Raw genomic sequence first — 26113 nt, 5'->3', positions numbered from 1 at the left:
GCGGGTGGGTTGGAGAAATATTAATTAAATTTGGTTGAAATGAAAGAAATTAAAAAAATACAGGAAGAAAACGAAAGTTCTGATGATATCTCGATGGAAGATGTTATTGCTCGATTGTCTCTCCACTTTGACAATAATGCTGACAATAAAGCATTGCAAACATCCGGCACTGATGATTTGGTATTCGATGAATACGAGGAAATCTTTGTAGATGAAGAAACAGAACAGAAAATACAGGAACTTAAAAAAATATCAACAGGTATTACCGAGCGATTGTTGCCTAACCGGGTTTTTAAACCAAAGAAGAAATACAAAATTGACTACGCCGCGGAACTTAATCGTGAACAGTTAACAGCTGTTCTGGAAACAAAAAATTCCTTGTTGGTGATAGCAGGGGCCGGTTCAGGAAAAACAAGAGTGATAACTTATAAAGTCAGCTGGCTTATTGAGAATGGCGTTACTCCTTCCCAAATCCTCCTGTTAACTTTCACCCGTAAAGCAGCAAATGAGATGTTGACCAGGGTGGAAAAACTATTGGGTGACAAATCTGTTGGAAATGTCCTAGGTGGAACCTTTCACAGCTTTTCAAATATGACACTCCGGCAGTATGGCAACCTGCTTCAGATTCCAACCAACTTTACTATTATCGATGATGCCGACGCTGCTGATATCATTGATTTGCTAAAAAATGAATTGAAACTGTCTAAAAAGAATGACAGACCGTTCCCAAAGAAAGACACTGTACAAGATATACTTTCAAAAGCGCGGAATCATGAACTATCGATTGCCGACACGGTAGTGAAATACTTTGATAAGTATACCCCATTTCTGCAGGAGCTTGAATTACTGGATCGGGCCTATGAAGCCTATAAAAAAGCATCGAATCTGAAGGACTACGATGATTTGATGACTGATTTAAGAGATAAGCTGCGGGATAACGAAGTATTCAGAAATAAACTGCGTGAAAGAATCAAATATATTCTGGTGGATGAATACCAGGACACCAACAATACCCAGAGAGAAATTGTTGAATTACTCTGCAAAGGGCAGTCCAATATCACTGTAGTTGGTGACGACTCCCAAAGCATATATTCCTTCCGTGGAGCTAATTTTGAAAATATCCTCCGATTTCCGGTTTCATTTCCTACCTGTAAGGTGGTGAAGATTGAACAGAATTACAGGAGCGGACAGGGAATACTGGATTTTGCCAACAATGTAATCGAAAATGCAAAAATCGGTTTTAAGAAGAACCTTCATTCCACGGTTCCTTCAGAAATAAAACCTGCTGTCAGAAGATTTGCAGATGGTGTTGAAGAAGCCGAATATATCGTTGATAAAATTCTTGAAATACGTGGCAATGCACTTGAATTTTCAAAGTTTTCAATTCTCACCCGTGCAAGCTGGCAAAGCAATTATGTACAGGCAGAACTGATGAAAAGACAAATTCCATTTGTTGTTGTCGGCGGTATTAAATTCAGTGAGCGTCGGCATGTAAAGGATATAGTTGCATTCTTAAAGCTGACATTCAATCCGCTGGATGCAGTTGCATGGCACAGGGTACTACAATTAATTCAGGGAATTGGAAAGGTGCGAGCTTCAGAAATAGTTAAGCATATACACTCTCTCTCCGGGGAAATAAAATTTGACCGATTTTATGGCCGGAAATATCACGAAGAACTTAAAAAAATCGAGGAGCTATATTTACAATTAAATGAAGATGGCTTGTCACCAGTTAAAATGTTCGATATTCTGTATCCGTTCTATATTCCACTGTTAAAGAAAGTAGAAGATGATTACGAGGTAAGGATAAAGGATTTGGAAACTTTCCGGGTTATAGCCCAGAAATACGATGACCTTCAAAAATTCCTTGCTGATTTTACGCTTGAACCACCATCCAACCGCTATCAGGATCAAAATCTTCCTCTTGTGGATGATGATGAAAAACCGCTGGTGGTATCCACCATACACTCGGCAAAAGGCTTGGAATGGCATACAGTATTTCTACCTCATCTTCTGGATGGACTGCTTCCGTCGGTAAGATCAATGGAAACCATTCATGAACTGGAGGAGGAACGAAGACTTTTTTATGTAGCCGTTACACGGGCTGAAGAAAACCTGTTTATTACAATGCCTTCTTACATTCAATCATGGGATGCTGTTTTCACACATCCTTCAAGATTTTTGGCAGAGGTGGATAAAGTGAAATACGACATATAAGGGGGAAGAGAACACACATAACGCAAATTAGGCAATATCTGCAATTTTTCATCCAACAGGTACTATAATACCACTTAACACTGTGATTAAAAATGCCGATATCGGCACACCCCTTTAAACGGAAGTCAGACTCTGAGATTACTGATTGCTACTTAAATTTAAATCACCTAGATAGGTTTGATAATCGGTTATAATTTCGATATACTAATCAATTTGAGCTTCAATTAGCATACAATTGATTTCATGTACCGACTGAGTTAATGTTGTTTTCTTTTCGGGTCCCATTAGGATGAATGCAAAAAGCAGCCCGAATGTTACAATAAAACCATCACTAAATCACCATCATTTCATCGGTGGAACAGAATAAACAGTATTATTCAAAGCAAAAAAATTTTTCCAAAAGTTTTATAGAATGCTACGTCCATACGCCCAAAGTATTATAAACATTGATAGTTTGATGGATTCAGGTTGGGGGTTGTGGGTGTGGGATATGATATAAAACTTATTATTTTAATAGTAAAGATTTCCCCGTTTTTACATGATCGTCGCTTTTCATACGAATAAAATACATTCCTGCAGATACTGCCTTTCCTGCATAATCCAATCCATTCCACGGTATTTTATAAACACCTTCCTGTAATTTTTTATTTATTAAAGTGCGAATTTCCCTACCCTGAATATTATAAATCTTCACGCACACATTACTACGTTCGGGAATCTGAAACTCAATTGTGGTTGTTGTATTGAATGGATTTGGATAAATGTCAAGTTTGAGATCATCTGGATGTATTTTGTCTTTTATCCCAACCGTTGTCGAACTAAATCTTAGGATGATCGGATAATCTTTTACCAACAAGTTATAGATCACGAGGCTGTCATTTTCGACTTCAGTAACAAGTTCTTGCTCGAAACCATTGAGTACATCTATTCCGTAAACCTTTTTATCTGTAAAACCTGGTAATTTAATTGTGGCTGGCACTCCTGGATCATAATCCTCAGCAATACCATCTGTCTACACAGCAAACAATTTAGTATTGTTGGCTAAAGAAAAACTAAAGTATTTAATGTTGGTAGCCTCACACCGTATGTCCACTTCAAGTGTATCAGGTTTGTTCCCGGACATAATAGTGCATAAATTTCGAATTGTTGAATAATCAGGCTGAGCATGTGGAGGTATTTGAAGTCCAGCTACAGTAACATTCAATCCTAAATGCATTATGATACCCCGGGCATAATATTTGGCTGCCTGAATAAGACTGGATACTGTTGGCTCCGAAGTAAATGGCTGTCCGTCTTGAAGCCATCCAACTTCATCAGCAAAATATTCACCTGTAAATCCATGTGCTGAAGCTGTATCTTTAAGCGCCTGTATAGTTGAGGAATAATTGTAATAATACTCTTTGGTATCTTCATCTGAAGGAGATTGACCATAAAAGGGATGCCAACAAATAACATCAATTAAGGGCATAATTCGATCAGAACTAATAATGCCATCCACCCAATACTTGCTATACATTAAATTTGAGGTAGAACCTACCATGATTTTAGCATCAGGATGCTCTTGCCGTATAACAGGGACTACTTTTTCAACAAGATTTATATAATCAGACACTCTTATGTGTTGTAGAGGGAAGCCTCCATTATCGGGTTCATTCCACAATTCAAAATAATTTATACGGTCTTTAAAATGACTAACTATAAATTCAACAAATTCAAGGTAACGCTGTATTTCTTCTTCGTTCTGAAATCTTGAGTATCCTGCATCTTCTTTCCATCCGTCAGGATGATTTGCTTTATCCCAAAAACTAAGTGTAAAATGCGGAATAACACCAATAGCTGCCAATTCTGATGCCCAGTGATCCAAATCCTCTGGAATCTCAAATTCTGATTTACTCCAGTCAATCCTTTCTTCTTCAATATCATTTAATGAAAGGCGTGTACGCTTAGCACCTATGTTATATATCCATTCAAGTTCCCATCCGGTTCCTATACGATTATCTTCTAATTCATCTGATGTCTTTGTCTTCAGAGTAATTTTAGAATTGTTATTCCCCTCCTGAAGAATTATATTTCTCTCCGGAATATCTGGTGTAAACAATGCAAACGCACTGGTATTACTTTCAGTATCTGAAGCTGTTGCTGTAATGTGTGCACTTTTAAAAGGTGCACCTTTATTAAATGAAAAATTGCCCTCGTTATCAGCTATTGTTTGACCTTCGTAAAATTCTCCCTCATCTTCGTTATCAGAAAAAATCTCCACAATACAGTTAGCACAGGCAATACCGGATATATTACCGGTTTGTTTTTTAAAGTCAAGCAGGATAGGCGCAGGCAACTGTCTATTCCCATTTTGCCAAAGTGCTATGCCCAAACCTTTGTTTTTGTAAATACTGTTCTTAGTAATGTGGTTTCCCAATGAGCTTTCACCGCGTATTACAATACCTTCTTTACCGTGGTTAGCAATCACATTATCAGGACCAATTATATTAAAACCAGAATGGTCTATGCTTATTCCACAGGACCAATCTGATGCTGTAATTTTGTTCGTAACACTGGCATTAGTGCCGATAAAATTGCCACGTACTATATTGTGCCCTTCAGTCCCTCCTCCAATATGCACACCATGATCCCGGTAACCACCAACAATATTAGCTGCAATGAGATTATTTTTAACCCCATCAAGGAAAATACCTCCACTAAAATTACCTGTTACATTTGTTCCATTTACATCGGTGCCAATCACATTACCCTGTATGGTATTATTTGAAGTGTTCTCACCCCACATACCAATGCCAAATGTACCATTTCCAGTAAGTATATTACCCAGACCGGAAGGACCAGTACCAATTTTACGGTCACCACCGATAATGTTATTTTGAACATCCCCTCCAAGAGCTATACATGAACCGATAAAGTTCGTTAAATGAAGCCCGCGTATTATATTATTATTCGATGATATTTGCAATCCATGAAATTCTGTCAAAGTTATCATGCTGCCGTCAATCACAACTCCGGCATTACTTGCGTCAATTATAAGGGAACCCTGAATTAAAGCAGGCAATGGATTAGTAAGGAATATAGTATCCGGTGTATTGGGTAGAAATACAAATGTGTCGAAGATTATTGTATCACCGTTTTGTGCATCCAGCAGCGCCTGACGAAAAGTGCCTGATCCACTATCTTCTTTGCTGGTAACAATTAAAGTATTTCCTTGTCCGTGCGTTATGTCAGGGGTAAAGAACAGCATCAGGATGATAGTGAATAACGTTACAGACTTGTTCATAATACCTTAATTTACATGAAGAATTTAGTTAGCAAGAGAATAAACAGAATATAAAAATGAAGTTTTTCACTTTTTGGCTTATATTAGAAATTAAAATAGCAGTTAATTAAAGTTACTAAATTAAGAGCTAATAATCAAGCATTTAAGCTAACTCAAAAGATAACTGAATATAAACAACAGAAGAACCTTCCTATCATATGACTCCTAGAATTGTGCTTTAGCTCACAACTCAGTGATGGCGATTCAATCCACCAATAAATTCCAGACATCGATTCTGAGGGGTACACTATAGATGCGTGAGATATTTTCTATTCCAACTGGTAGTTTATACCACAGAAAGGAGATAGTGGCTGTTATCGAGGATATATCAATGCTCAGAATGGAGATTTGCTATTTGGAAATCCAACAAAAAAAGGGTTCGGCTTTAAATAGCTAAACCCTTGGTATTATTTCTTCACAATTTGTGAAACAGTAATTATTTAATACAATGGCCATTCATCCCATATGCTGCAATGTCCTGCCTTATCAGTACCAAGAAGTTCATGCAAAGGTCCCAGATAAATGGAATTCATTAAAGCACGTGGAGCAACAATTACTTTTCCTGCCTTGTTAATAGATATCATTCCGAAATGTGCTTGGCTCAAACAATGACCTATTTCATGAGTAGTTATTGTTTGTACATCAATATTATCTAATGACCCTCCTTCTACTACCCAGTTAAATATAGGATTGTAATAGGTTTCCCTGAATGCTACATCATTTTTACCATCTCCATCCATATCAAGTGGTTCACCAGTATCATCAACCCAGATAAAGGTAAAGGTAGCTCCAATAGTTTGAGCATCAAGTGGGAATCCCCATCCGCATTGCATAACATCTGCAACAATTTCTTCAGAGCCATCCATTCCATATAAGAAAGCCAAATATCCTAAGTCTATACCTTCGGCTGGATTCCTTGTCAATCCTAAGTCGGAACAATTAACGGCATCCCAGGTATTAAAGGCATTTACTATAGCAGCTTCAGTTTCTTCAGCAGTTAATCCAGAAGGTTCAGCATCTTCAGTCATGTCTATGGCATAAGTAATTGAATTTCCATTATCGGCACTCCAGGAACGCCAAGTATCATTGGGAGCAAAATCGGAATCCAATTGTTTATTTCCAACAAATTTGGAATAAATGGTTTGTCCGATCTCATCACTATTACCTTTAGTAATCGTTTCTACCATAGCAATCCTGAATTTATCTCCTCTCTCGTCGATTAATAAGTTCATAGCATCAAGGAATTCGGGAGTTAATTGAACTACATTTGCTTGAGCAGACTTTAGAGACAAAGGTTCTGGTTGTACAGTTTCTTCAACACAACCAATGACACCAACAAATAGGAGTGCCATCAAAAAGAAAAGTTTAAGTTTCATGATGCTTAATTTTAAGTTCATAATTGTTTAGTGGCTAACCACTTATTTAATTCATTAATCACACTAATTCAATTCACTCTGCTATAAAAAGTAAGATTTTAGGATTTTCATGTTTGGGTATAAAAACACCCATTATTTGTCCATGTGATTTAATGATTGGTGTTTGGACAAAGAAATTCGTCTAAGGGAATAAAAGATATAAAATATTGCTAAGCAAGTCAATATTGAATATTGGCTTTTATCATAATGGGACTTAAACAGAATGAATCTACATTTCGAGAATATAAAAGAAATAGATTCACCCTTTTAAGAGTGATTCTAATATTCAACTCACAAACCAATGATGATTATTCAGTCCAATATCTTCATTCAAGCCACCAACAAATTGTTGTTATAATGGAACTTACATCTTATGTATTATTTTGTTACTTTTAATTACTTAAAAACCAAATCTATGAGATACATTGTCTTCTCAATTATATTTTGTAGTCTAATTACTTCTTATAGTAATGCTCAGACAAACTATGACGAAAATTTAGTACTAACGGTTGAAAAAGTTAAAAACTCTAATGCTAAGGAGTTCTTTTTCAAGCCAAACACAAAGATTCGTATCTATACTTCTCGAGGTAAATTAGTAAAAGGATCAGTCTCTTCCTTGTTAAAGGATGCCATCGTTTTAAATACAATTAGGACAACTTATAGCGATCATTATTCTGCTAATTATAAAGAGGCGCACACTAATGACATAGATACGATCCTACTTGCTGACATTGATTGGATAAAAGGAATTGTATTTAAAAATGAAGGGAGAAAGGTTGCTGGTGGATTGTTAACTTTAGTTTCTATTCCTGCTGCATTCTTTCCTTTGTATGCTGCTGCTTGGGGATCTGCAGGTCTAGCTTTTGTCCTTGTAATACCAGTTGTAGGAATAATGGCAGCGGGAATTTCACTGATGGGACCACGTAAATTCCAAACGAGTAGTGGATGGGGTGTAAAAATAGTCCCAAACACCAATAATCAATTGATGCTTATTCAGCACAATGGCTTCATTTAAACAACCAAAAAAACTGTAATTCACTGTTACTTTACCCATTCAATATCAGTTGGATAATTTAATTCATCCATGAATAATAAGTAACTATCATTTGCCAAATCCACTTTATAAATTTTATTTGCAAAGTTCATAGTTACGTATGCATAAGTTCCATTTTCATCAACAGCTAATCCCACTGCATTGTAACCCATAAAAGTGCAGATCAATTCACTTTCATAAGCATCTGGCTTTGCTCTATAGATAAATCTTCCATCGCAATGATAAAAAATCCCGTTGCAAAAATCAATATCTCCTAGTGCTTGTAATAAATGTATTGAACTCTGATAGGAATTCAGATTTATACTCAGAACCGTGCCATAACCTGTATTTGCAACTATCAAACAACTATCAACCACAACTCCATTCACATTTTGCAGATTCTCAGGACTTGGATTCTCCATGGGAACATCAAGAATAAACTCTCCAGTGGCAGTTGTAAAACTCACCTTGTCATTTTTGTTGTCTAAAAATGCAAATCTGCCATCTGGGAGGATGCAAAATTGTAAAGGGTAAGAAACTTCTGGAGAAATAGAAATGTCTCTTATATGATTTCCTGACAAGTCTATTACAGACACTATGTAATTGTTATGTACATATATCGTATCATTTTGAACCTCAACTCCTACATTTAAAGGGCGGTATTCAAAATTTTCTATGTCTATTAATCTCTTATTTCCCTTTTCATCAACTCGCCAAACTCCATCATTATCACAAAATATCATCTTTGGAACAATCTCGGGTAAGATTTCTTCTTGGTTATCTTGGCAGGAATAAGTAAACATCAGTTGTAATACGACAATAACCAAAATCGTGAACTTGAAAGTTAGTGTTTTCATAATTATTGATTTTATTGCGTATGCAATTCAAAGTGAGAATGTTGTAATTAAATTTACAGACTTTAAATGAAATATAAAAGAACCACCCTTTTTAGAATGATTCTTTATTCAATTTACAAATCAATGTTGCTATTAAGATCACACAAAAAATATGGACCTTCTTTTAAGGGTTGACGTATAGGAATATTAGCCACTTTCTTCTCAGGATGGTATATTGCTCCACCTTGAAGGAGAAAGTGGAAATGCCGATGGTGGCACATGCCTTAGAATGGATGTTAGCCTTCATGAGGATACTCAAAATCAGCTTTTGCTCAAATGATCAAACCTTCACAGCAAAATACCACACCAAATAGGCCTTACCATCGATAATGAAAACATCCTGAAGATGAAGAGTCATTTTTACAGCTTCAACAGTGTACTCTTTCCCCTTCTCCAGCGGTGGAACATCCACCTTCGCTATCACCCAAAAAGGACAATACAATCGCTTCAATTTTCCTCTGGGCAATACAACAAGAACACTGTTTGTTCCAACAATACTAAAAAGCTCGGAAATATACTCCCGAGCTTCTTTTTCATTCATTGTTGTCATATCAGTTCCCCAGATACCAAGAATCAGAACCACTTTCAAGCTGTTCGGCCAGAAACTGTGTAAAAGAAAAGCAACCAGCACCTCTGTCAAGGAAAGTGTCTATATAGCTTGATTTGTTTGCACCGGTGAAAAGGTTGTACAGTCTCCAAAGATCAATACTTCCATCACTCCGCCGGTTGAAGGATTCATCGTTGTAATACTCACGGGCAATAGCCCCCACCTGCGCATCACCAAGAGGAAATGCTTGAAGGGCTTTCTTTTGTTTGGCTGGCAGATATTGATACATTCTTGCTTTACCAAGCAATTGAGCAAACAGGTGTTCCGGGAGTTCATAATTTCCAAAACTCCGCAATATTTGCAGCATTCTTGCAGGTTCAAATTCACTCAGCATCCTGTAGATGGACATCGCAAGTTCATTTATTGACCTCACCTTTATTTCTTGATAAGCGCCATCAGTGAAAACACTTAAATTCGTACACACTCGATTCTTGAAGCCAACAAACACTTTGAATTTCTCCTCACTCTTTTTGTTGTAAAGATTTTCGTGATTGTAGGCCCGAACACCACCAACAGATAATGAAAGTGTATTTCCATGAACATCTTCAGCAATACCCGGCACTTCAATTACAAAAGCCATACGTTCAAAATAAAGAGTTTTCTCAGCTTCCGATAATTCCTTTGCGGGTTTTCCCATTGCTTCAGGAATTCTGCCTTTAATGGGATGAGATACACGAATATTTGGTTTCAACAGGGTATCCTGAGGAAAGAATTGCTGTGTTACTTCAAAAGTAGCTTCAACAAACTCTGTATGGCTGATGGTCGATTCATTATCCTTACTAAACACCGGTATAATACAGCCATTTTTCAACTCATTTGGAAGAATGAGAATTGTATTGGCTTCAATAAATTGTGCTGATGATGTCTGATCTTCGATCAATACTGCTTCTTCAGCCACTGGATTTTCGTTTACAGGTACTAAATTCATTTTCGTAAATTTTTAATGGTTAATGTTTTCAGCGATAGGGCTGATGATTTGATTCTTTCGTTCGATGGCTAATGGTTCAATTTGTGCACGGAATTCAGAGAATTGTTTGATGATATCACGTAACTGATCAACAGTGTTTGCTTTTCCAATCAAAGCAATCACTTCTTCCACAGAAACACCAGACATACACCACCTTTTAATGCGTTCGCCGGTTTTGGATGAAATAACAAACTGTGGTTTATCAGCAAACATTCCGGTTCTATCCTTGGAGGCAGTTGCATTGTGTTTCAGATCCAATTCAAACACAAGGGTAAATTCATAATCCATCCCATCCCTGGTAACACCTTTCAGCCCCACCTTTTCAGGAACCATCTTGCCGTTTTTATCCGACAATACATAGTCCTGCTTTGAACGGATGGTGGCAATAACATGACAATTGGATTGAAGAATTTTCTGCACAAAAGCATTGTGACGAGGTGTAATTTTGGACCAATTGGTAAAACTGTTACCTGCCATGGCACCATGAATAGATAATACACCACCTGTTCCGTCCCACTCATGGGTAATGGAATCAATGATGATTACTTCCATACCCGCATCTTCGCAGGTTTCAATGGCTTTGATATACCTCTCTGGTGTGAAAGGTTGAGTGAGCTGCAGTACGTTATACTGACCTAAGTGAGCGTACAAATCAGCTGAGTGGTTCTCTGTGTCAATGACAGCAATTTTTGACCAATCAGTGATTCCTGATGTCAGCAATAGTGCTGACATGGTTTTTCCAGACCCAGAAGGTCCCTGTAAGGCAAGCTTAATCTTAGCTTCCTTACGTTGAGCTTTTCTAATTTCCATATCAAAAGTTGTTAATGATTAAATATTTGCAAGGAGATAAATAGAAAAATATAATTCTTAAGAAATTGAAATTTAGTACCTTAGTTATGAAATGAGTATTTAGGAGTTTCTACTTAAACCAAATGTCAAATTAAAAATATAACCGCCTATGCCTCTGTTTAGAATTTTACTTGATAAAAAAATTGAAAATGTAAAAAGAGTACATTTTAATAAAGAAAAGGAGTTACAAGAACTTGTAGAAAAGAATATGAGCAAATTCTTTGGATTGGAATTTCTTGAAACAGAATATCCTATTCCAAATGGAAGAATTGATTCTCTATGTATAGATGAAAGCCAAACACCTGTAATTATAGAATATAAAAAGCATAAAGATCTAAGTGCCATTATTCAGGGACTCTTCTATGTAGATTGGCTTAAAGTGAATAAAAGAACCTTTGAAATGATTGTAAGGGAGAAATTAGGAAATAATTCTGCTGTTGATTGGAAATCAACCCCTAGATTATTAATAATTGCTGAAGATTTTGACCAGAAGGAAACCTCTGCAATTAATCAGATAAATGCAAATGTTGAATTAATTAAATACTCATATTATGGTGACCTAATTTCTTTTGAACAATTAAATTTTACAAAACCACAAATAACTTATTCTAATCAATCAAGAATTCAATCTAGGAGTGTAAAAAAGAGTACTGAATCCACTGAAGAATTTAGCTTAGAAAGTGTGCTTTATAGAGGAAATGATAGAATAAATAATATCCTTAAAAATCTAAGAGATTGGATCTTAGATATTAGTGATGATATAGATGAAAGGGTAAAAAGCAGTATGGTTTCTTATTACAGCAGTGGTAAAGGACTCATATGGATTGAATCTCATAATAGGCGGTTCACAATACATTTAAGAAAAGGAGAATATAAAGACTACAAGAACTTGTTGAAAAATGAGGGTTGGGGAGGATATCCTGTACTGCACGTGAAAGACAATCAATATAATGCTGAAGTTGAAAAATATATCAAAGAGACCATTCTACAAGCATATGATTACTAGCAGAATAACTTATATAAATAGAAGTACTAACTATTATTTATGAATACTATGTTTTCGCCAAAAGATCCTAATTATTATAGATTAAGACTCAGCATTTCATACCAGCTTCTGAAAAATGTGTATCCAGGGAATTTATATTTTATTGCAAAAGAATGGTTGTTGCATAAAACAAGAAATTCAAAGCTTACAAAATCAGACTTTGACCTCTTATATAATAAAGGGAGAAAAGAGATAGTTAAAGGAAGTGAGCGGCTACTTATTAATGAAATGCATAAAAACGGTTTAATAGTATCCACATTGGATTATGAACTTAAGGCAAAACATTTATTCTGTGTTCAAGTACTAATAATCCAAAACATTGAGCATTCTTGGGTAAACTGTAGATTTTATTCTTCACCTGAAGCACCACGCTTTGTAAAAGAAAGTAGTCCCAATATTGTTAAAATAATTATTAATACTGGGAGAGGAGGACGCAATGGTGTAATCCCAATAAGCAATAAGCCTATGTCTTATGAATTGAATGATTTTAATTCAAATTCTGAGGCGATATTGAAAACTCATTTACTTCCTTTCATTTTTATAAGATGCAACTCGGATTCAGATAAAATAGGAATGGCATATGGCTTAGCAAAACAACTATTTGCAGAAGCTTCAGTATTATTAATCTTTTCAGATTCTTTTATTGAGATGAATGAGGTTGTTAGCTTAAAATATCCTGATTCTAATGAAGAAATAGATTGTACAAGTTTGAGCTACTCTAAGATTGTTAAAGAAATTAGAAATAATTACAATAAACAAAAGGATTTAAAAACATTTATTCCATTAGAAGATTTGCATTTTGTACCAAAAAGATTAGACCTAGTAAATAGTAATTATTCTAAACTTGTTGTTGCAAGCTTAATTGACAGTATAGCTGAGCATGAAAAACAAAAATTAACTGAAGCTTTGGAAAGTAGATACGATGAAGAATCAAATGAATTTGAAAATAAGATAAATGAAATCATAATTCTACCTGTTCACAGAGATATTTTTAAATCACTTTCTAATTTTGAAATCAAAGAAATATCCAATTATATAAATCATTTTAAATAAAAGGAGACTAGTCAGCCTCCTTCATTTGCTATTTTTTCAGTGTATTGAAATCTCAAATTCAAGAAAATTAATTAAAGACTAATTAGTATTTAATCAGAATACTTCGTAACTTGTTTCAAATCAAACATTAAACAATATGAGAAAGCTATTATTATTCATGGTGTTACTTAGTATTTTCGCTTTCGCAGCGTGTGAGAAAACTGATCTTGTATCTGAGACGGAACAGGAATTAACTACTAAAAGTGCAATGAAAGTATTGAATTTCAGAGCACACTTATCTGGCGATAATGAAGTACCTGCAGTATGGACCTCAGCTTCTGGGCAAGCCATTTTTCAACTCAGCAAGGACGGTACAGAATTATCCTACAAATTGATTGCAGACAGCATAGAGAATGTACGAATGGCACATATCCATTTGGCAATGGAAGGTCAAAATGGAGGAGTTGTCGCATGGCTATACGGACCTGAATTAATTGAAGGTATTTTTGAGGGAGTATTAGCGGAAGGTACAATTACAAATGCTGATTTAGTTGGAGCACTTGCTGGGCACTCTTTGATGGATCTTATTGAAGCATTTTATGCAGATGGTGCTTATGTCAATGTTCACACTGTTCAGAATCCTGGTGGCGAAATTAGAGGTCAGATTAAAGGAAATATGCCTCAATCAAACAAATAAAAGTTTTAGGATTCAATAGCAAAGGGCAACCAAATGGTTTGCCCTTTTCATTTTTTCAGTGGCATTTTTTATACATGCATCAACAGGAAATGCCTTCTCAAAAAACTTGTAAAAATCCAGTAGAAAACCTGTTTGTATCTGATGTATGATTGCAATGTTGAACTCATGTAATTTTAATTGTAACTCATTATAAATTAGAGGGATATTTTATTTTCCAGAAACTTTTCGATACATTTGAGTGACGCTTGATGATACTCCATTCCATAATTTAGGGCTAGAACTAATAAAATTACTACCATGACAAAAGCTGAACTTGTAAATGAGATTTCTGAGAAAACGGGTGTTGATAGAGTAACTGTTATGAAAACTGTGGAGGCAATCATGAAAACTGTGAGTGGATCATTGATTGCTGGTGAAAGTGTATATTTAAGAGGATTTGGCACTTTTGAGATTAAGCACAGGGCAGAAAAGATTGCCAGAAACATTTCTAAAAACACGTCAGTTGTTGTACCAGCACATAATATTCCCTCATTCAAACCATCAAAGGACTTTGTTGAAAAAGTAAAAGCTGCTGCTGTTCTTGAGAATACTTAATTTCATCTATATGCTCTATATGAAAAAAGGAAAGACCAACCAACTGGCTGATCTTCCTTTCTTCCAACTACCTGTGGACCAAAAGTGTATTTGGCTTTTTGTCAGCCAATGCAACTTCCGGTTCGCCTTCAAAGATGGCATTTTCAAGTGTCTCTCCTTCAGGTAGATACACCCAGCGATGGGATAATTCCAACACTTCGCCGGTTTCCTTGTTGGTCCATTCATAGGTTTCACATTGTTTCCTCACTACCGATCCGGGAACACGTTCACCAATCATCTGTTTGGCTGTTTCTTCATCGAAAGTTGATGGAATAGAACACTGTTTCACCGTCGCATAATAATTACCTGACTCTTTGGATTGAACCAGAGACAAACCTCCCTGGAGGATAAGTGCGATGAAAGCTGTTCCATCTTTACGTTGCCTTATGGCATACTCTTTTACTGTTACCATGATTTTAAGATTTTAAATTGTTAATGAATGATTTGAACACCCGGGGGTATGGTCCGGATGCTGAGGTCTAGTGGGGGTTGTGGGGTGAAGTACCCTTACTTCTTACATACATAACAATTTTCAAAAATCTCCTTAAATAATTTTATATTCAATTAGTTTCCAGTGTCGGTTACGCCCATTTTTCAAAATTTTATTTTAAAATGCCAGCAAAAAGCCAGTTACATATTCTTTTATATTATTGTTAACTTTACCGCAGGAAATCGACTAACTATGAAAAAAATGGATCCACTTACCTTTACTGTCATTGGGATTGCTTTAACTCTTCTAGGAATAATCTTCACATCAATTGGAAGCTATTTGCAAAATTCAAAGTCCGAAAATTTACTTGACTCAATATCTAATCTATCTCAGGCGAATTACGATTTAGCAGAAGAGGTAAAACAACAAGCTGATACTTTTCAAACTGACATAATGAAAGTAACCGGAGAAAACGCAGATTTATCGAAACAATTACTCGATAAAAGTGAAGAGAACTTCCGCACTCTGTTAATGCCAAAAATTGATGTAATAAAAGTGCAATTAGATTTTAGTAAAAAAGAAGATGCTACATTCGATATTTTGGTTAGAAATTCAGGAAATGATTACTGTTATAACCTTGCTTTGATTATTGATGAAAATAGTTCTCCAATGGTATACACCAAAGTAGTTAATCGTTTTCTTACCCTGCCTAATGGAGTAAATGCTGAATTTCACCATAATGCATTTATCGATCGGTTCCATGAAATTGGAGCGACCAAGGAAGTGAAGGCAGAATACGAGGAATATTTTCGTGATTTTGTTGGCATGAAAAAGGCGATATATATTAAGTATCATTTCATTTACGAATGGAATGGAGATTACTACAAAACACCAACATATAGTACGTTTCTAATCAATAGAGATACGCCGATTACTTCATCAGAAGGAAAATTATCCAAAATTCCAAAGGATTTAATTGATCAAAAGACAAAACTTCCAAAAATGAATAGAAAAACTGGAGAATATGTGAAATATTGATTGTGTCACAAGTTCAACAAATTACAAAGATGAAACTTAAAAAAAGATGATTTCATAATTTATTGTGTTTTTTACGGCTGGTTATTCAAAAGCAAGACTACTGCTTATTCTTCGGGCTAAACTATAACCAGATAATGTTCGTTTTAATACAATAAGATTTATGACATCATTAATGATATTCTTGAGGATAAGTGATGATATAACTTTTCTGGTTATTTCCTAGTATTCATCGAACAACAAACTAATCAAAAAAGTTAATTTCCGCTAACTAAAAATGTTAACCTAAATTTTCACAAATGCCTTATTATCTTGTATTTACAGAGATATATTTTGTATTTTTGTAATGGCTCATTCAGAGGTATTTGAATGTTCACCTGCGGACAGAATTCTTCAGAAGGAATAACAAGCAGGTTAGAAGTCGGATTAGGAGTTGCTTCCCTGAAATAATGGGAAAAGATATAAGCGAGGAGGTTTTCTCCGATAAGCCAAAAGAAACTATAAGCGAAAGCAGCGGGTGGAAACATAACACAGGGGTAATGGTGTCCTGAATTAACAGGTTCTTTGGTTTCCATGTGGGTGTAGGGCGATTGCCTGACGTACAGCGCAGTATAAGCTAAGTTTTAAATGAAGATCGAGTTTCGTTGCAAGAATTCGCTAGGGGATTCTTTTGTTTTAAAGCCAGAGTATAATTAAAAAAGTTATTTGTGGTTCCAAGGATAGCAAGCAGAATAACTTTCTTCGTTATTTTCTAGTTCTCGTCTGTAGAATTGACTAATCAAAATAGTTATTGATCTACTGGAGAATAATTAAAATAGTTATTTCTATTCAGAATTATAACTAAAAAAGTTATTTGAATGAGCCAGCGAAATAATCCTTCCCATGAATAACAATAAAGCTATTATAATGGCAACAAAATGCTAGCTGTTTTTTGATGTTGGAAAATCACTGTTAACCTGTAATACGCATCCTATTTATATCATTTCCATCGATGGAATCACTTAAGAAGTAATCAAAGAATAAAGCATTATCCAATACAAGAAGCAGTTCTCCCAATTTATTTGCTCATATGGGCAAAATGATGGGACTCACAAGAAAGCATCCCTGCTAATGTAGGGATGCTACATAACTTAACCCAAATAAGTTATTCTATGAAAAAACTGTCTACAATATCCTGTGATACCTGTAGCTGTTAATTTATACGGTTTTTATGAGGTGTGGTTTTATTAACCGGGAAATAATGGAATATTAAATTAGCTATTAGATTAAGAATTGGGACTTATTTGGCATAATTTATATTGATGTGGTGGATACGGCTCTTTTTTTAAGAATGCCAAAAATAAAAACAACAATACCGATAATTGCTATTGGTAGTGCTAAAATTCCAGCTAAAGCAGCATCTTCCCAGACGTTAAAAATGCAAAACAATACCAGTCCAAACCAAACTATCATTAAAATACCTGAAAGAAGCTCATGTTTCCAAAGTAATATAAAGGCGGCGAGAAAAACAGCAAAAAGTATATAAGCTGAAATATCAGCAAAAGTAGCTTGACTTGTTAATAGAGGGATTCCTTCATCAATCAGGAACAGAACGTATCCTATTAATGCCAATAATCCCAAAATTCTAACAATAAGGCGGTAGATTTTCATTGATTTTTTGTTTAATAAAGTTTTACGGAGGCTTCCGAAAAAGGTTTATATAGTTCCTTTTGTGAACCTGATAGACAATTAGATCTTGTGGGCTTACAAGATTAGAATACCACAAGACTCATTAAATTCAAAGAGTAGGGATTCGTTTGGCAATAATGGTTTTTCTGGTTCTGGGGAGTACTCTCACGACCAAGAGAATCACAAATTAAAATGTTTGGACATTATTTTAATTAAAAGGATGTATCAATGAAATTGTTTCAGGGTACTGATTGAATTTATTTAAAATCAATCAAGCTTGGGAATAAAGCTTGTTGAAGAACAAATAGCAAAATAAAAAAACCTATCAGAGTAGATAGAATTACCAATACCGAATAATCTTTTTTTCTTAAAATGCCAATTATCCCACAAAAAAATGCACTGCCATAAATGATACCGCCGCTTGTCAATGGATCTTCTAATAGTGGGGGAACATTTATACTTATATAAAATAAAAGCGGTGATAAAATGATTAATCCAAGTGACCATTTACCGATATAACTTTTGGGTTTAAATTTTACTTTCCCCATATCTGTTGGATTAAGTTATTACATACAAAGCAGGCAGTATAGGAATCAAACATGATTACTACTGACCTGAATAGATACATTCATTTACACACCTTTATCTTTAAAGGTTACAAAAGTGCTTTTGATGAAATACTAAAATTAGCTATTAGATTAAGATAGTAGGGAATTGCTTAATAAAGGGTAAAAAAAGCTATTCTTATTATTATTGTTATTTCATTTCCTGTAAAAATTTGATGGAAAATGGGGGGAGGTGAGGACACTACTCAATCTATACAAATGAGTAATTTCTCATCGTTGGATTTTTAGTAAAACAATCACTCAAAAAGAGGTAAAAGATTTGAATACAATTCCTGAAATTGTTAATTTTATAGATGAAAGTTCTTTTGAGCAGATTGCAGATAAATAGGAGGAGAATTCGAGACCTATTTAGATGTGAGAATTTTAAAATATTGATAACAAGCTTATTATAAATAAGGTTAAAGACCCAGCTGAGTCACACCACAGAAAAGCTTCGAAGTAATTCGGAGCTTTTTTTGTTTCTGTTTGTTACTTTAATAAAGTCAATTATTTCTCCCCCTCCTTCGTATCCTCGGATTAAGTAATCTGATTTATTCTGTTTCGGGTCAGCTCGGGTAGTATCAACAATTGTATTATTCGAAATACTTTATAATCCCAAAGTTGATGAATTCTTTTTCATAAGTACCAAAAGGGAGTTTGATAAAAAGATAAACATAATGCAAAGTTTGTAACTACGGCTAGACTTAAAGAATTTCTAATTTCTATACGTTCTGTTTAAAACAAATTAATTGGTTCGAGTTCAATTATCAACCCAAAAGATTGGTATTATTTAGTGATTAAAATAATTTTAACAGGTTAAACACTTCTTTTTTTCGGAATGATTAAAATGAAAAATATGAAATACATTCTTATTGTCTGTTTCCTGGGATTAGGAATTTTGGCGCAATCACAAACGGATTATACGGAGAACATTTCAAATCCGGGTTTTGAAACCGGAGGTTCAAACGGATGGACATGGATTGGTACTTCGGGATATGCCTGGGTAGGTGTTAATAATGATGGGGATAATACAAAGACCGGAACATATATTGCCGGCACGTGGAATTCCGTCATCGGCGATGTGGAACTATCGCAATCAATTTCTGATATTCCAAACGGGATGTATACCGTTACCGCCGACTTAATGGGAAGCAGCAACGGAACCACAAGCCGGTTAACTACTCAACGTGTTTTTGCCAATAGCGTTTGTATGCTATTTGGTGCAGAAGATGACTATTCTGCAGATAATCTGGAAGTGTTGAGTAAATCAGAATCGTACTCTTTTGGCGGATACTCGGAAACACAAAATGACCGGGGACCATTTCTGACACTAACGGTTACTGCTCCGGTTACTGACGGCACACTGACGCTGGGAGTGCGTACCAACGGCAAATCATCAGGTCTTGGATACACTTTTCCCAACCTTACTGCCGGAGATGGACATGGTTGGTTTAAAGTCGATAATTTCACATTAACTTATATTGGCGAACTTACTGAAGAAGTAAAATCGAATGCTTCTGTGCGTAATATTACGGTGCTTGATGGGAAATTCAGTCCTGCCTTTGATGCTGATTCAACTACATTTACGGTGAACCTTTCTGTTGGAACCACTTCGGTTACTCCTGTTGTTACTCCGGTTATTCCGGGAGTAACCATTACGGGAGCAGAAACGGTTGATCTTTCTTCGGGCTCCGGCACTTCAACCATAACGGTTACTTCAGTCGACGGGACTAATTCTGTTATTTACACCTTAAATTATAAGGTTGAAAATCCGTTTGAAATTAACGGCGATCAACAGGACAAACTTTACACCAATGAATTTCCACTGGGAGATGTCACGCTTTTGGAAGGACCATTTAAACATGCACAGGAACTAAATATTCAAACCTTATTGCAGTACGATGTAGATCGCTTGCTGGCACCCTACCGCAAAGAGGCGGGACTGGCTGCAAAAGCTACCAGTTATCCAAATTGGAGCGGGCTCGACGGCCACATCGGAGGCCATTATCTTACTGCCATGGCGATCAACTACGCAGCAACGGGGAACGCCACCTGCAAACAGCGAATGGATTATATGGTCGATGAATTAAAAGCTTGTCAGGATGCTAATTTCAGGCTTTATACTACGTGGGGCAAGGGTTATGCCGGTGGTGTGCCAAACAGCAGTTCTATTTGGCCAACATTTAAATCCGGAAATTTCAATGCTTTCAATACCGCCTGGGTACCCTGGTACAACCTGCATAAAACCATGGCCGGATTACGCGACGCCTGGTTATATGGTAACAATGAGAAAGCGAAAGATGTATTTCTTTCGTTCTGCGACTGGGCGGTTGATATCACCTCAGAGCTGACGAATGCTCAAATGGAAACGATGCTGAATACGGAGCACGGAGGAATGAATGAAGTACTGGCGGATGCTTATCAGATGACGGGAAATGCAAAATTTATTCAGGCTGCCAAGCGCTTCTCACATAAACTGATTCTGAACAACATGGCAGCTTCCCGCGACAATCTTGATAATATGCACGCTAACACCCAAATTCCGAAAGCTGTAGGATTTCAAAGGATTGCAGAAGTTACCGACGATAATACTTACATCAAAGCAGCTCAGTTTTTCTGGCAAACAGTTACCGAAAACCGAACTTTGGCACTGGGCGGAAACAGCCGTAGGGAACATTTTCCGGCAGCATCAGCAAGCTTGGATTTTATAAACGATGTTGAAGGTCCGGAGTCGTGCAACACCAATAACATGCTTAAATTAACCGAAGACCTTTTTCGGACTGATCCTCAGGCGAAATACGCTGATTTTTACGAGCAGGCAATGTTAAATCATATTCTGTCGACCCAGCATCCCGAACATGGAGGATATGTGTATTTCACGCCTGTACGACCGCAACATTACCGTGTGTATTCAGCGCCTAACCAGGCAATGTGGTGTTGTGTTGGAACCGGAATGGAAAATCATGGTAAATACGGTGAATACATCTATACTCACGAGAATGATTCCTTGTATCTGAACCTTTTTATAGCTTCTGAACTAAACTGGAAATCCAAAGGCATCACCATCCGTCAGGAGACCACATTCCCGGAAGAGGAACAAACAAAACTACTGATTGCTGAAGGTGGCCCGGCTGAATTCACTTTAATGGTCCGTTCACCGAAATGGGTTTCAGGTGGAACTTTGAAAATCGTGATCAATAATGATACGCTTGATATTCAATCTGAACCCCAGACGTATGTTCCCGTTCATCGTACCTGGAACAGCGGTGATTCGATTATTGTAATATTGCCGATGCACAACACCATTGAGCAGCTTCCAAATGTTTCCGAATACGTTGCCGTGATGCATGGTCCGGTTTTACTTGGAGCCAAGACCGGAACCGAAGATCTGGCCGGATTGGTTGCAGATGACAGTCGATGGGGACATATTGCCAGCGGTAGTCTGGAGCCTATTAATAAGGCGCCAATTATTGTTAGTAACCGTGATAGTATTACCTCGAAAATTATACCGGTTAAAGGCGAACCCTTACATTTTAAAATGAAGGGCGCATTTCCGGATGCTTCCGACTCTGCTCTTATTCTTGAACCATTTTATAAAATCCATGATGCCCGTTACATGATGTACTGGCTGGCTCTCAACGAAGATGAGTACCAGGATGTATTGGACAGTCTGGCAGCAATAGAACAAGCCAAAGTGGAGCTCGAAGAACGTACGGTTGATCAGGTATCACCGGGGGAACAACAACCCGAAGTCAATCACGATCTTCAAAGCCAGAATTCTTATACCGGAAACTGGCAAAACGAGTTTTGGCGCGATGCACGCGATGGGGGTTATATCAGTTACACTTTCAGAACAGATAGCAAAAAGGATTTATCACTGATGGTGCGTTACTGGGGGAATGAAGCCGGAAACAGAACGTTTGATATCCTGATTGACGGGGAAAAACTAACCACCGAAAACCTTGTCGGAAAATGGAATAAAAGTGAATTTTTTAATGTAGAATATCCAATCCCCAATACAATGACAGAAGGGAAAGATTACATCACCGTTAAATTCCAGGCAATTAACAGTTCAAATGTTGCTGGAGGAGTGTTCGATGTAAGAATTCTTGAGCCGTTGAATGCCACCGATATAAATGACAATAAAGCAAATGTTAAAACATGGAATGCCTATGCTAATCACCAAAATATTGTGGTCCAAAACTTAGCCAGGGATGCAATGGTTTATGTATATAACATCGAGGGGCGTTTGATAACCAATAAGTCAGCTTCGGGCAGTGTGGAGCTTGTAATTCCTGTTGATCAAAAAGGGGTGAAACTGCTTGTTGTAAGAACGAACGGTAAAATACAAACCGATAAAGTGATAGTGTTTTAATATTTTATCGTTGGAAATCCGATCTTGGAAAGATCGGAATCTTCTTTGTTTGTGTGGTATCGTTGTTCAATTTAAAAGTTCAATTGCATAAAACAGGACTTCTTTTTTATGAATCAGAATTTCTATACAAGCATCACCCGTCCCTATTCGGCAAAACTTGAGTTTTTCAATAAAATAGACATTGAAATTTGAGGAGATTATATTTTAAGAACATGTGAATGTTTATACCCATCAAGTACTAATTATTCTACACATATTTTTTTCATTTGATCAGCCTTTTATCCTAATGGTCTGAATAGTAGTTATTTGTGTCGGACGAGCCGACATGGCAGGGTATTTTCGGTATAAATACAGCAACTTTAAATTTTAGGAATTATGAAAGGTAAAAATAACAGCTACGATACACTTGTTGAAGCCATGGAAGCTTTAAAAAAACAAGGATACAAACATAACTTCAGGATTAGTGATAAAGGTTTAATGGTGGAGGGAAAAGAAAAGAAATTTGATGCCATTGATGTTGAATTGCATGAATTTCACAGGTTTGAGGGAAACACAAATCCGGCAGATATGAGCATCGTTTTTGCCGTTCAAACCAGTTCAGGTGAAAAGGGAATAGTGGTAGATTCTTATGGTGTTTACGGATCCGAGGTCACATCGAAATTCATGAATAAAGTGGCACAGAAGCAATTTGATACGCATCGATAAACGTTGAAAAATTTTATCAAACAATACAACAGCTTGGATTATGAATAAACAAGATGTAAAAACTTTGTCAGTTAATACCATTAGAACACTGGCTATGGATGCCGTTCAGAAAGCCAGTTCCGGACATCCGGGAACAGCCATGTCGCTGGCACCGGCAGCTTATGTATTATGGAATAAAATAATGAGTTATAATCCTGAAAACCCAAAGTGGTTTAATCGCGACCGTTTTGTGCTGTCCAATGGCCACGCTTTAATCGTTCAATATATCATGCTGCATCTTACAGGCTATTGTTTGTCGATGGACGATCTTAAAAATCTTCGAATGTGGGGCAGCAAAACACCTGGTCACCCGGAGTACGGATTAACCGAAGGCATTGAAACTACAACCGGTCCACTGGGGCAGGGATTTATGACCGCCGTTGGAATGGCTATGGCAGAAGCACATCTCGCATTGAAATTCAATAAACCTGATTTCCCGGTTGTTGATCACTATACTTACGGTTTTTGCAGCGATGGCGACCTGATGGAAGGCGCCTCTAATGAAGCAGCTTCATTGGCTGGTCATTTTGGACTTGGAAAGCTGATTTTCCTGTACGACGATAACCACATCAGTATCGACGGGGACACTGAAATTACCTACACCGATGACGTAAAAAAACGTTTCGAAGGCTACAACTGGCATGTTCAGGATTTGGGAGAAAATGCCAACGATATTGAAAAAATTACCAAAGCTTACCAAACAGCTCAAAAGGAAAAAGATAAACCGTCATTAATAATTTTACGCACACACATTGCCTTCGGAGCGCCCAATAAACAGGATACTACAGAAGCACACGGTTCAGCTTTAGGCGAAGATGAAGTGAAAGCAACCAAAAAGTGTATGGTTGGCCCGAAGGAGAAACCTTTTATGTTCCGGAAGAAGTGAAAATACATATGGAACAGGCATTTGAAAAAGGCCATGTGCAAGAAGAGAATTGGAACTTAATGTATCTGCACTATCAGCAAAAATATCCAGATTTATATGAGCTGCTTGAAAAAGGAAGGGCACTTGAACTTGATAGAAGCTGGGATAAAGACATTCCTGAATTTACTCCAGAAGATGGTCCCGTCGCTACACGTAAAGCATCTTCTAAAATCATCAATTCGTTTGCTAAAAAGGTTCCTTACTTACTGGGAGGTAGCGCTGATCTTGCCGCTTCTACCAAAACCCTGATGGAAGATTGGGGATATTTCGAAAAAGGGAACTATCAGAACCGAAATATCGCCTGGGGAATCAGGGAACATGGAATGGCTGCAGCAAGTTCAGGAATCACGCTTCATGGCGGATTAAGGGCATTTGCTGCAACATTTTTCATCTTTTCCGATTATGCACGCCCAGCTATTCGTTTGGCGGCATTAATAAAACTTCCTACCATTTACGTGTTGACCCACGATTCAATCGGTTTGGGTGGCGACGGACCGACACACCAACCCGTGGAACACCTGGCATCGTTCAGGGCCATGCCCAACATTTTTGTATTTCGTCCGGCCGATGCCAACGAGGTAGCTTATGCATGGCGAGAAGTGCTTGAGCGAACAGAAGGCCCATCGATGATGGTTTTAACACGGCAAGATGTCCCTATTGCCGACAGAAGCAAATATGCTTCAGCCGAAGGAGTGATGAACGGCGGCTACATTCTTTCTAAAGAAAAAGGCGAAACTCCGGATGCCATTCTTATTGGAACCGGATCGGAAGTGTCGCTGGCGCTGGAGGCTCAGGAAAATCTTCTCGATAAGAACATCGACACGCGAGTAGTGAGTTTGCCCTGTTGGGAATTATTTAAAGAACAAGACGAGACGTACATTAATGAAGTACTCCCGCCAAAAGTAAAAGCCAGAACTGCCGTAGAAGCAGGAACTGCGCTTGGCTGGAAAGAATGGGTTGGCGACACAGGTACAGCAGTTTCTGTGGAACGTTTCGGTTCAAGCGCTCCTTACCAGGACAATTTCAAAAACTATGGATTTACGGTTGAAAATGTGATTGAACACGTGAAAGAAACAATAGAAACAAATAAGTCATGAAAGTGAGTATTGCATATGATCATGCCGGAACACGTATAGCCGAGGTATTAAAATCGGAAGTTGCAAAAAGCGGACACGAGGTCGTTTACCTCGATCCCGAAGTGGCTTTCGATGATTATCCTGATGCTGCCGAAGTGCTGGCTCTTTCCATTTTAGAAGGAAAAACCGACAGAGGCATTCTTATCTGTGGCAGCGGAGCGGGAGTATCGATCGCTGCCAATAAATTCCCGGGGATCAGGGCTGCGGTTTGCCACGACTGTTACACCGCTCAACAAGGAGTGGAACACGATAATATGAATATTCTGTGTGTTGGAGAAAGGGTGATTGGTGAAGAACTCGCCCGAAATCTGGTTAGAATTTTTCTAAAGGCACAACCTTCATCCGAAGAGCGACACCGGCGACGTTCCGTAAAAATAGAAACAATAGAAAAGAGATATTTAAAATAACGTGAGTTCGATCTAAGAGAAAGAGCAAACACGTCTTTCTTCGACAATTTCTTCCAGGTTGAGTTTTGGCTTTTT

Annotated in this window: 20 protein-coding genes and 2 pseudogenes; 12 read left to right on the top strand and 10 right to left on the bottom strand. The window is 37.1% G+C overall.

The window, feature by feature from the left end; genetic code table 11:
- Positions 1–39: 39 nt before the first annotated feature.
- Positions 40–2217: an ATP-dependent helicase gene (locus WFY05_RS17820; RefSeq protein ID WP_340114273.1), complete on the top strand. Its 2178-nt coding sequence runs from the start codon at positions 40–42 to the stop codon at positions 2215–2217.
- Positions 2218–2722: 505 nt separating this feature from the next.
- Here WFY05_RS17820 and WFY05_RS17815 read toward each other — a convergent pair.
- From WFY05_RS17815 to WFY05_RS17805, 3 genes are all read right to left on the bottom strand, one after another.
- A complete protein-coding gene (locus tag WFY05_RS17815) occupies positions 2723–3196 on the bottom strand; it encodes a T9SS type A sorting domain-containing protein (protein WP_340114272.1) in 474 nt (157 codons plus the stop codon).
- Between the two features lie 33 nt (positions 3197–3229).
- Entirely contained in the window at positions 3230–5500 is a 2271-nt protein-coding gene (locus WFY05_RS17810; RefSeq protein ID WP_340114271.1) for a hypothetical protein, read from the bottom strand.
- Positions 5501–5979: 479 nt separating this feature from the next.
- Positions 5980–6915 carry a hypothetical protein gene (locus WFY05_RS17805; RefSeq protein ID WP_340114270.1) on the bottom strand — a complete coding sequence of 312 codons (936 nt, stop codon included), beginning with the start codon at positions 6913–6915 and terminating at the stop codon, positions 5980–5982.
- A 454-nt stretch (positions 6916–7369) separates the two neighbouring features.
- Here WFY05_RS17805 and WFY05_RS17800 point away from each other — a divergent pair, with 454 nt between their 5' ends.
- Positions 7370–7969: a hypothetical protein gene (locus WFY05_RS17800; RefSeq protein ID WP_340114268.1), complete on the top strand. Its 600-nt coding sequence runs from the start codon at positions 7370–7372 to the stop codon at positions 7967–7969.
- Between the two features lie 26 nt (positions 7970–7995).
- Here the strand turns inward: WFY05_RS17800 and WFY05_RS17795 are convergent, their stop codons facing one another.
- From WFY05_RS17795 to WFY05_RS17780, 4 genes are all read right to left on the bottom strand, one after another.
- Positions 7996–8844, bottom strand: a complete 849-nt coding sequence (locus WFY05_RS17795) for a hypothetical protein (protein WP_340114267.1) — start codon at positions 8842–8844, stop codon at positions 7996–7998.
- A 319-nt stretch (positions 8845–9163) separates the two neighbouring features.
- Positions 9164–9424, bottom strand: a complete 261-nt coding sequence (locus WFY05_RS17790) for a hypothetical protein (RefSeq protein ID WP_340114266.1) — start codon at positions 9422–9424, stop codon at positions 9164–9166.
- Between the two features lie 10 nt (positions 9425–9434).
- On the bottom strand, positions 9435–10388 hold the full coding sequence (locus tag WFY05_RS17785; RefSeq protein WP_340114265.1) for a DUF3871 family protein: 954 nt from the start codon (positions 10386–10388) through the stop codon (positions 9435–9437).
- 42 nt (positions 10389–10430) lie between these two features.
- Positions 10431–11267, bottom strand: a complete 837-nt coding sequence (locus WFY05_RS17780; RefSeq protein ID WP_340114264.1) for an AAA family ATPase — start codon at positions 11265–11267, stop codon at positions 10431–10433.
- A gap of 148 nt (positions 11268–11415) precedes the next feature.
- Here WFY05_RS17780 and WFY05_RS17775 point away from each other — a divergent pair, with 148 nt between their 5' ends.
- The 4 genes and pseudogenes from WFY05_RS17775 to WFY05_RS17760 form a co-directional block, all read left to right on the top strand.
- Positions 11416–12312, top strand: a complete 897-nt coding sequence (locus WFY05_RS17775) for an endonuclease NucS domain-containing protein (RefSeq protein WP_340114263.1) — start codon at positions 11416–11418, stop codon at positions 12310–12312.
- A gap of 39 nt (positions 12313–12351) precedes the next feature.
- Positions 12352–13404, top strand: coding sequence for a hypothetical protein (locus WFY05_RS17770; RefSeq protein WP_340114262.1), 1053 nt, complete (start codon positions 12352–12354; stop codon positions 13402–13404).
- 136 nt (positions 13405–13540) lie between these two features.
- A complete protein-coding gene (locus WFY05_RS17765) occupies positions 13541–14080 on the top strand; it encodes a CHRD domain-containing protein (RefSeq protein WP_340114261.1) in 540 nt (179 codons plus the stop codon).
- A 282-nt stretch (positions 14081–14362) separates the two neighbouring features.
- Positions 14363–14674: pseudogene (locus WFY05_RS17760) on the top strand (HU family DNA-binding protein); the annotation flags it as partial.
- 67 nt (positions 14675–14741) lie between these two features.
- On the opposite strand, the gene WFY05_RS17755 reads toward WFY05_RS17760, so the two are convergent.
- On the bottom strand, positions 14742–15125 hold the full coding sequence (locus tag WFY05_RS17755) for a hypothetical protein (protein ID WP_340114260.1): 384 nt from the start codon (positions 15123–15125) through the stop codon (positions 14742–14744).
- Positions 15126–15395: 270 nt separating this feature from the next.
- On the opposite strand from WFY05_RS17755, the gene WFY05_RS17750 reads away from it, so the two are divergent.
- Complete coding sequence (locus tag WFY05_RS17750; protein WP_340114259.1) at positions 15396–16181, top strand: hypothetical protein; 786 nt, start codon at positions 15396–15398, stop codon at positions 16179–16181.
- A gap of 1290 nt (positions 16182–17471) precedes the next feature.
- Here WFY05_RS17750 and WFY05_RS17745 read toward each other — a convergent pair.
- Positions 17472–17828: a DUF7670 domain-containing protein gene (locus WFY05_RS17745; RefSeq protein WP_340114258.1), complete on the bottom strand. Its 357-nt coding sequence runs from the start codon at positions 17826–17828 to the stop codon at positions 17472–17474.
- A gap of 275 nt (positions 17829–18103) precedes the next feature.
- Positions 18104–18394 carry a hypothetical protein gene (locus WFY05_RS17740; RefSeq protein ID WP_340114257.1) on the bottom strand — a complete coding sequence of 97 codons (291 nt, stop codon included), beginning with the start codon at positions 18392–18394 and terminating at the stop codon, positions 18104–18106.
- A gap of 913 nt (positions 18395–19307) precedes the next feature.
- Here WFY05_RS17740 and WFY05_RS17735 point away from each other — a divergent pair.
- From WFY05_RS17735 to WFY05_RS17715, 5 genes and pseudogenes are all read left to right on the top strand, one after another.
- Positions 19308–22826 (top strand): beta-L-arabinofuranosidase domain-containing protein, encoded by a 3519-nt coding sequence (locus WFY05_RS17735; protein WP_340114256.1) that lies wholly within the window; start codon positions 19308–19310, stop codon positions 22824–22826.
- A 375-nt stretch (positions 22827–23201) separates the two neighbouring features.
- Positions 23202–23531, top strand: coding sequence for a hypothetical protein (locus tag WFY05_RS17730; protein WP_340114255.1), 330 nt, complete (start codon positions 23202–23204; stop codon positions 23529–23531).
- 40 nt (positions 23532–23571) lie between these two features.
- Positions 23572–24509, top strand: a pseudogene (locus tag WFY05_RS17725) (thiamine pyrophosphate-binding protein); the annotation flags it as partial.
- Between the two features lie 6 nt (positions 24510–24515).
- Complete coding sequence (locus WFY05_RS17720) at positions 24516–25592, top strand: transketolase-like TK C-terminal-containing protein (RefSeq protein WP_367575992.1); 1077 nt, start codon at positions 24516–24518, stop codon at positions 25590–25592.
- Positions 25589–26038, top strand: a complete 450-nt coding sequence (locus tag WFY05_RS17715; protein ID WP_340114252.1) for an RpiB/LacA/LacB family sugar-phosphate isomerase — start codon at positions 25589–25591, stop codon at positions 26036–26038. The genes WFY05_RS17720 and WFY05_RS17715 overlap by 4 nt, the downstream gene beginning before the upstream one ends.
- The last annotated feature ends 75 nt before the right edge of the window (positions 26039–26113 follow it).

The sequence above is a fragment of the Maribellus mangrovi genome (assembly GCF_037646455.1).
Classification (GTDB): Bacteria; Bacteroidota; Bacteroidia; order Bacteroidales; family Prolixibacteraceae; genus Draconibacterium; species Draconibacterium mangrovi_A.
The sequence above is the reverse complement of the archived record's forward strand: the minus strand, read 5'-3'. Positions and strand labels throughout refer to the sequence as shown.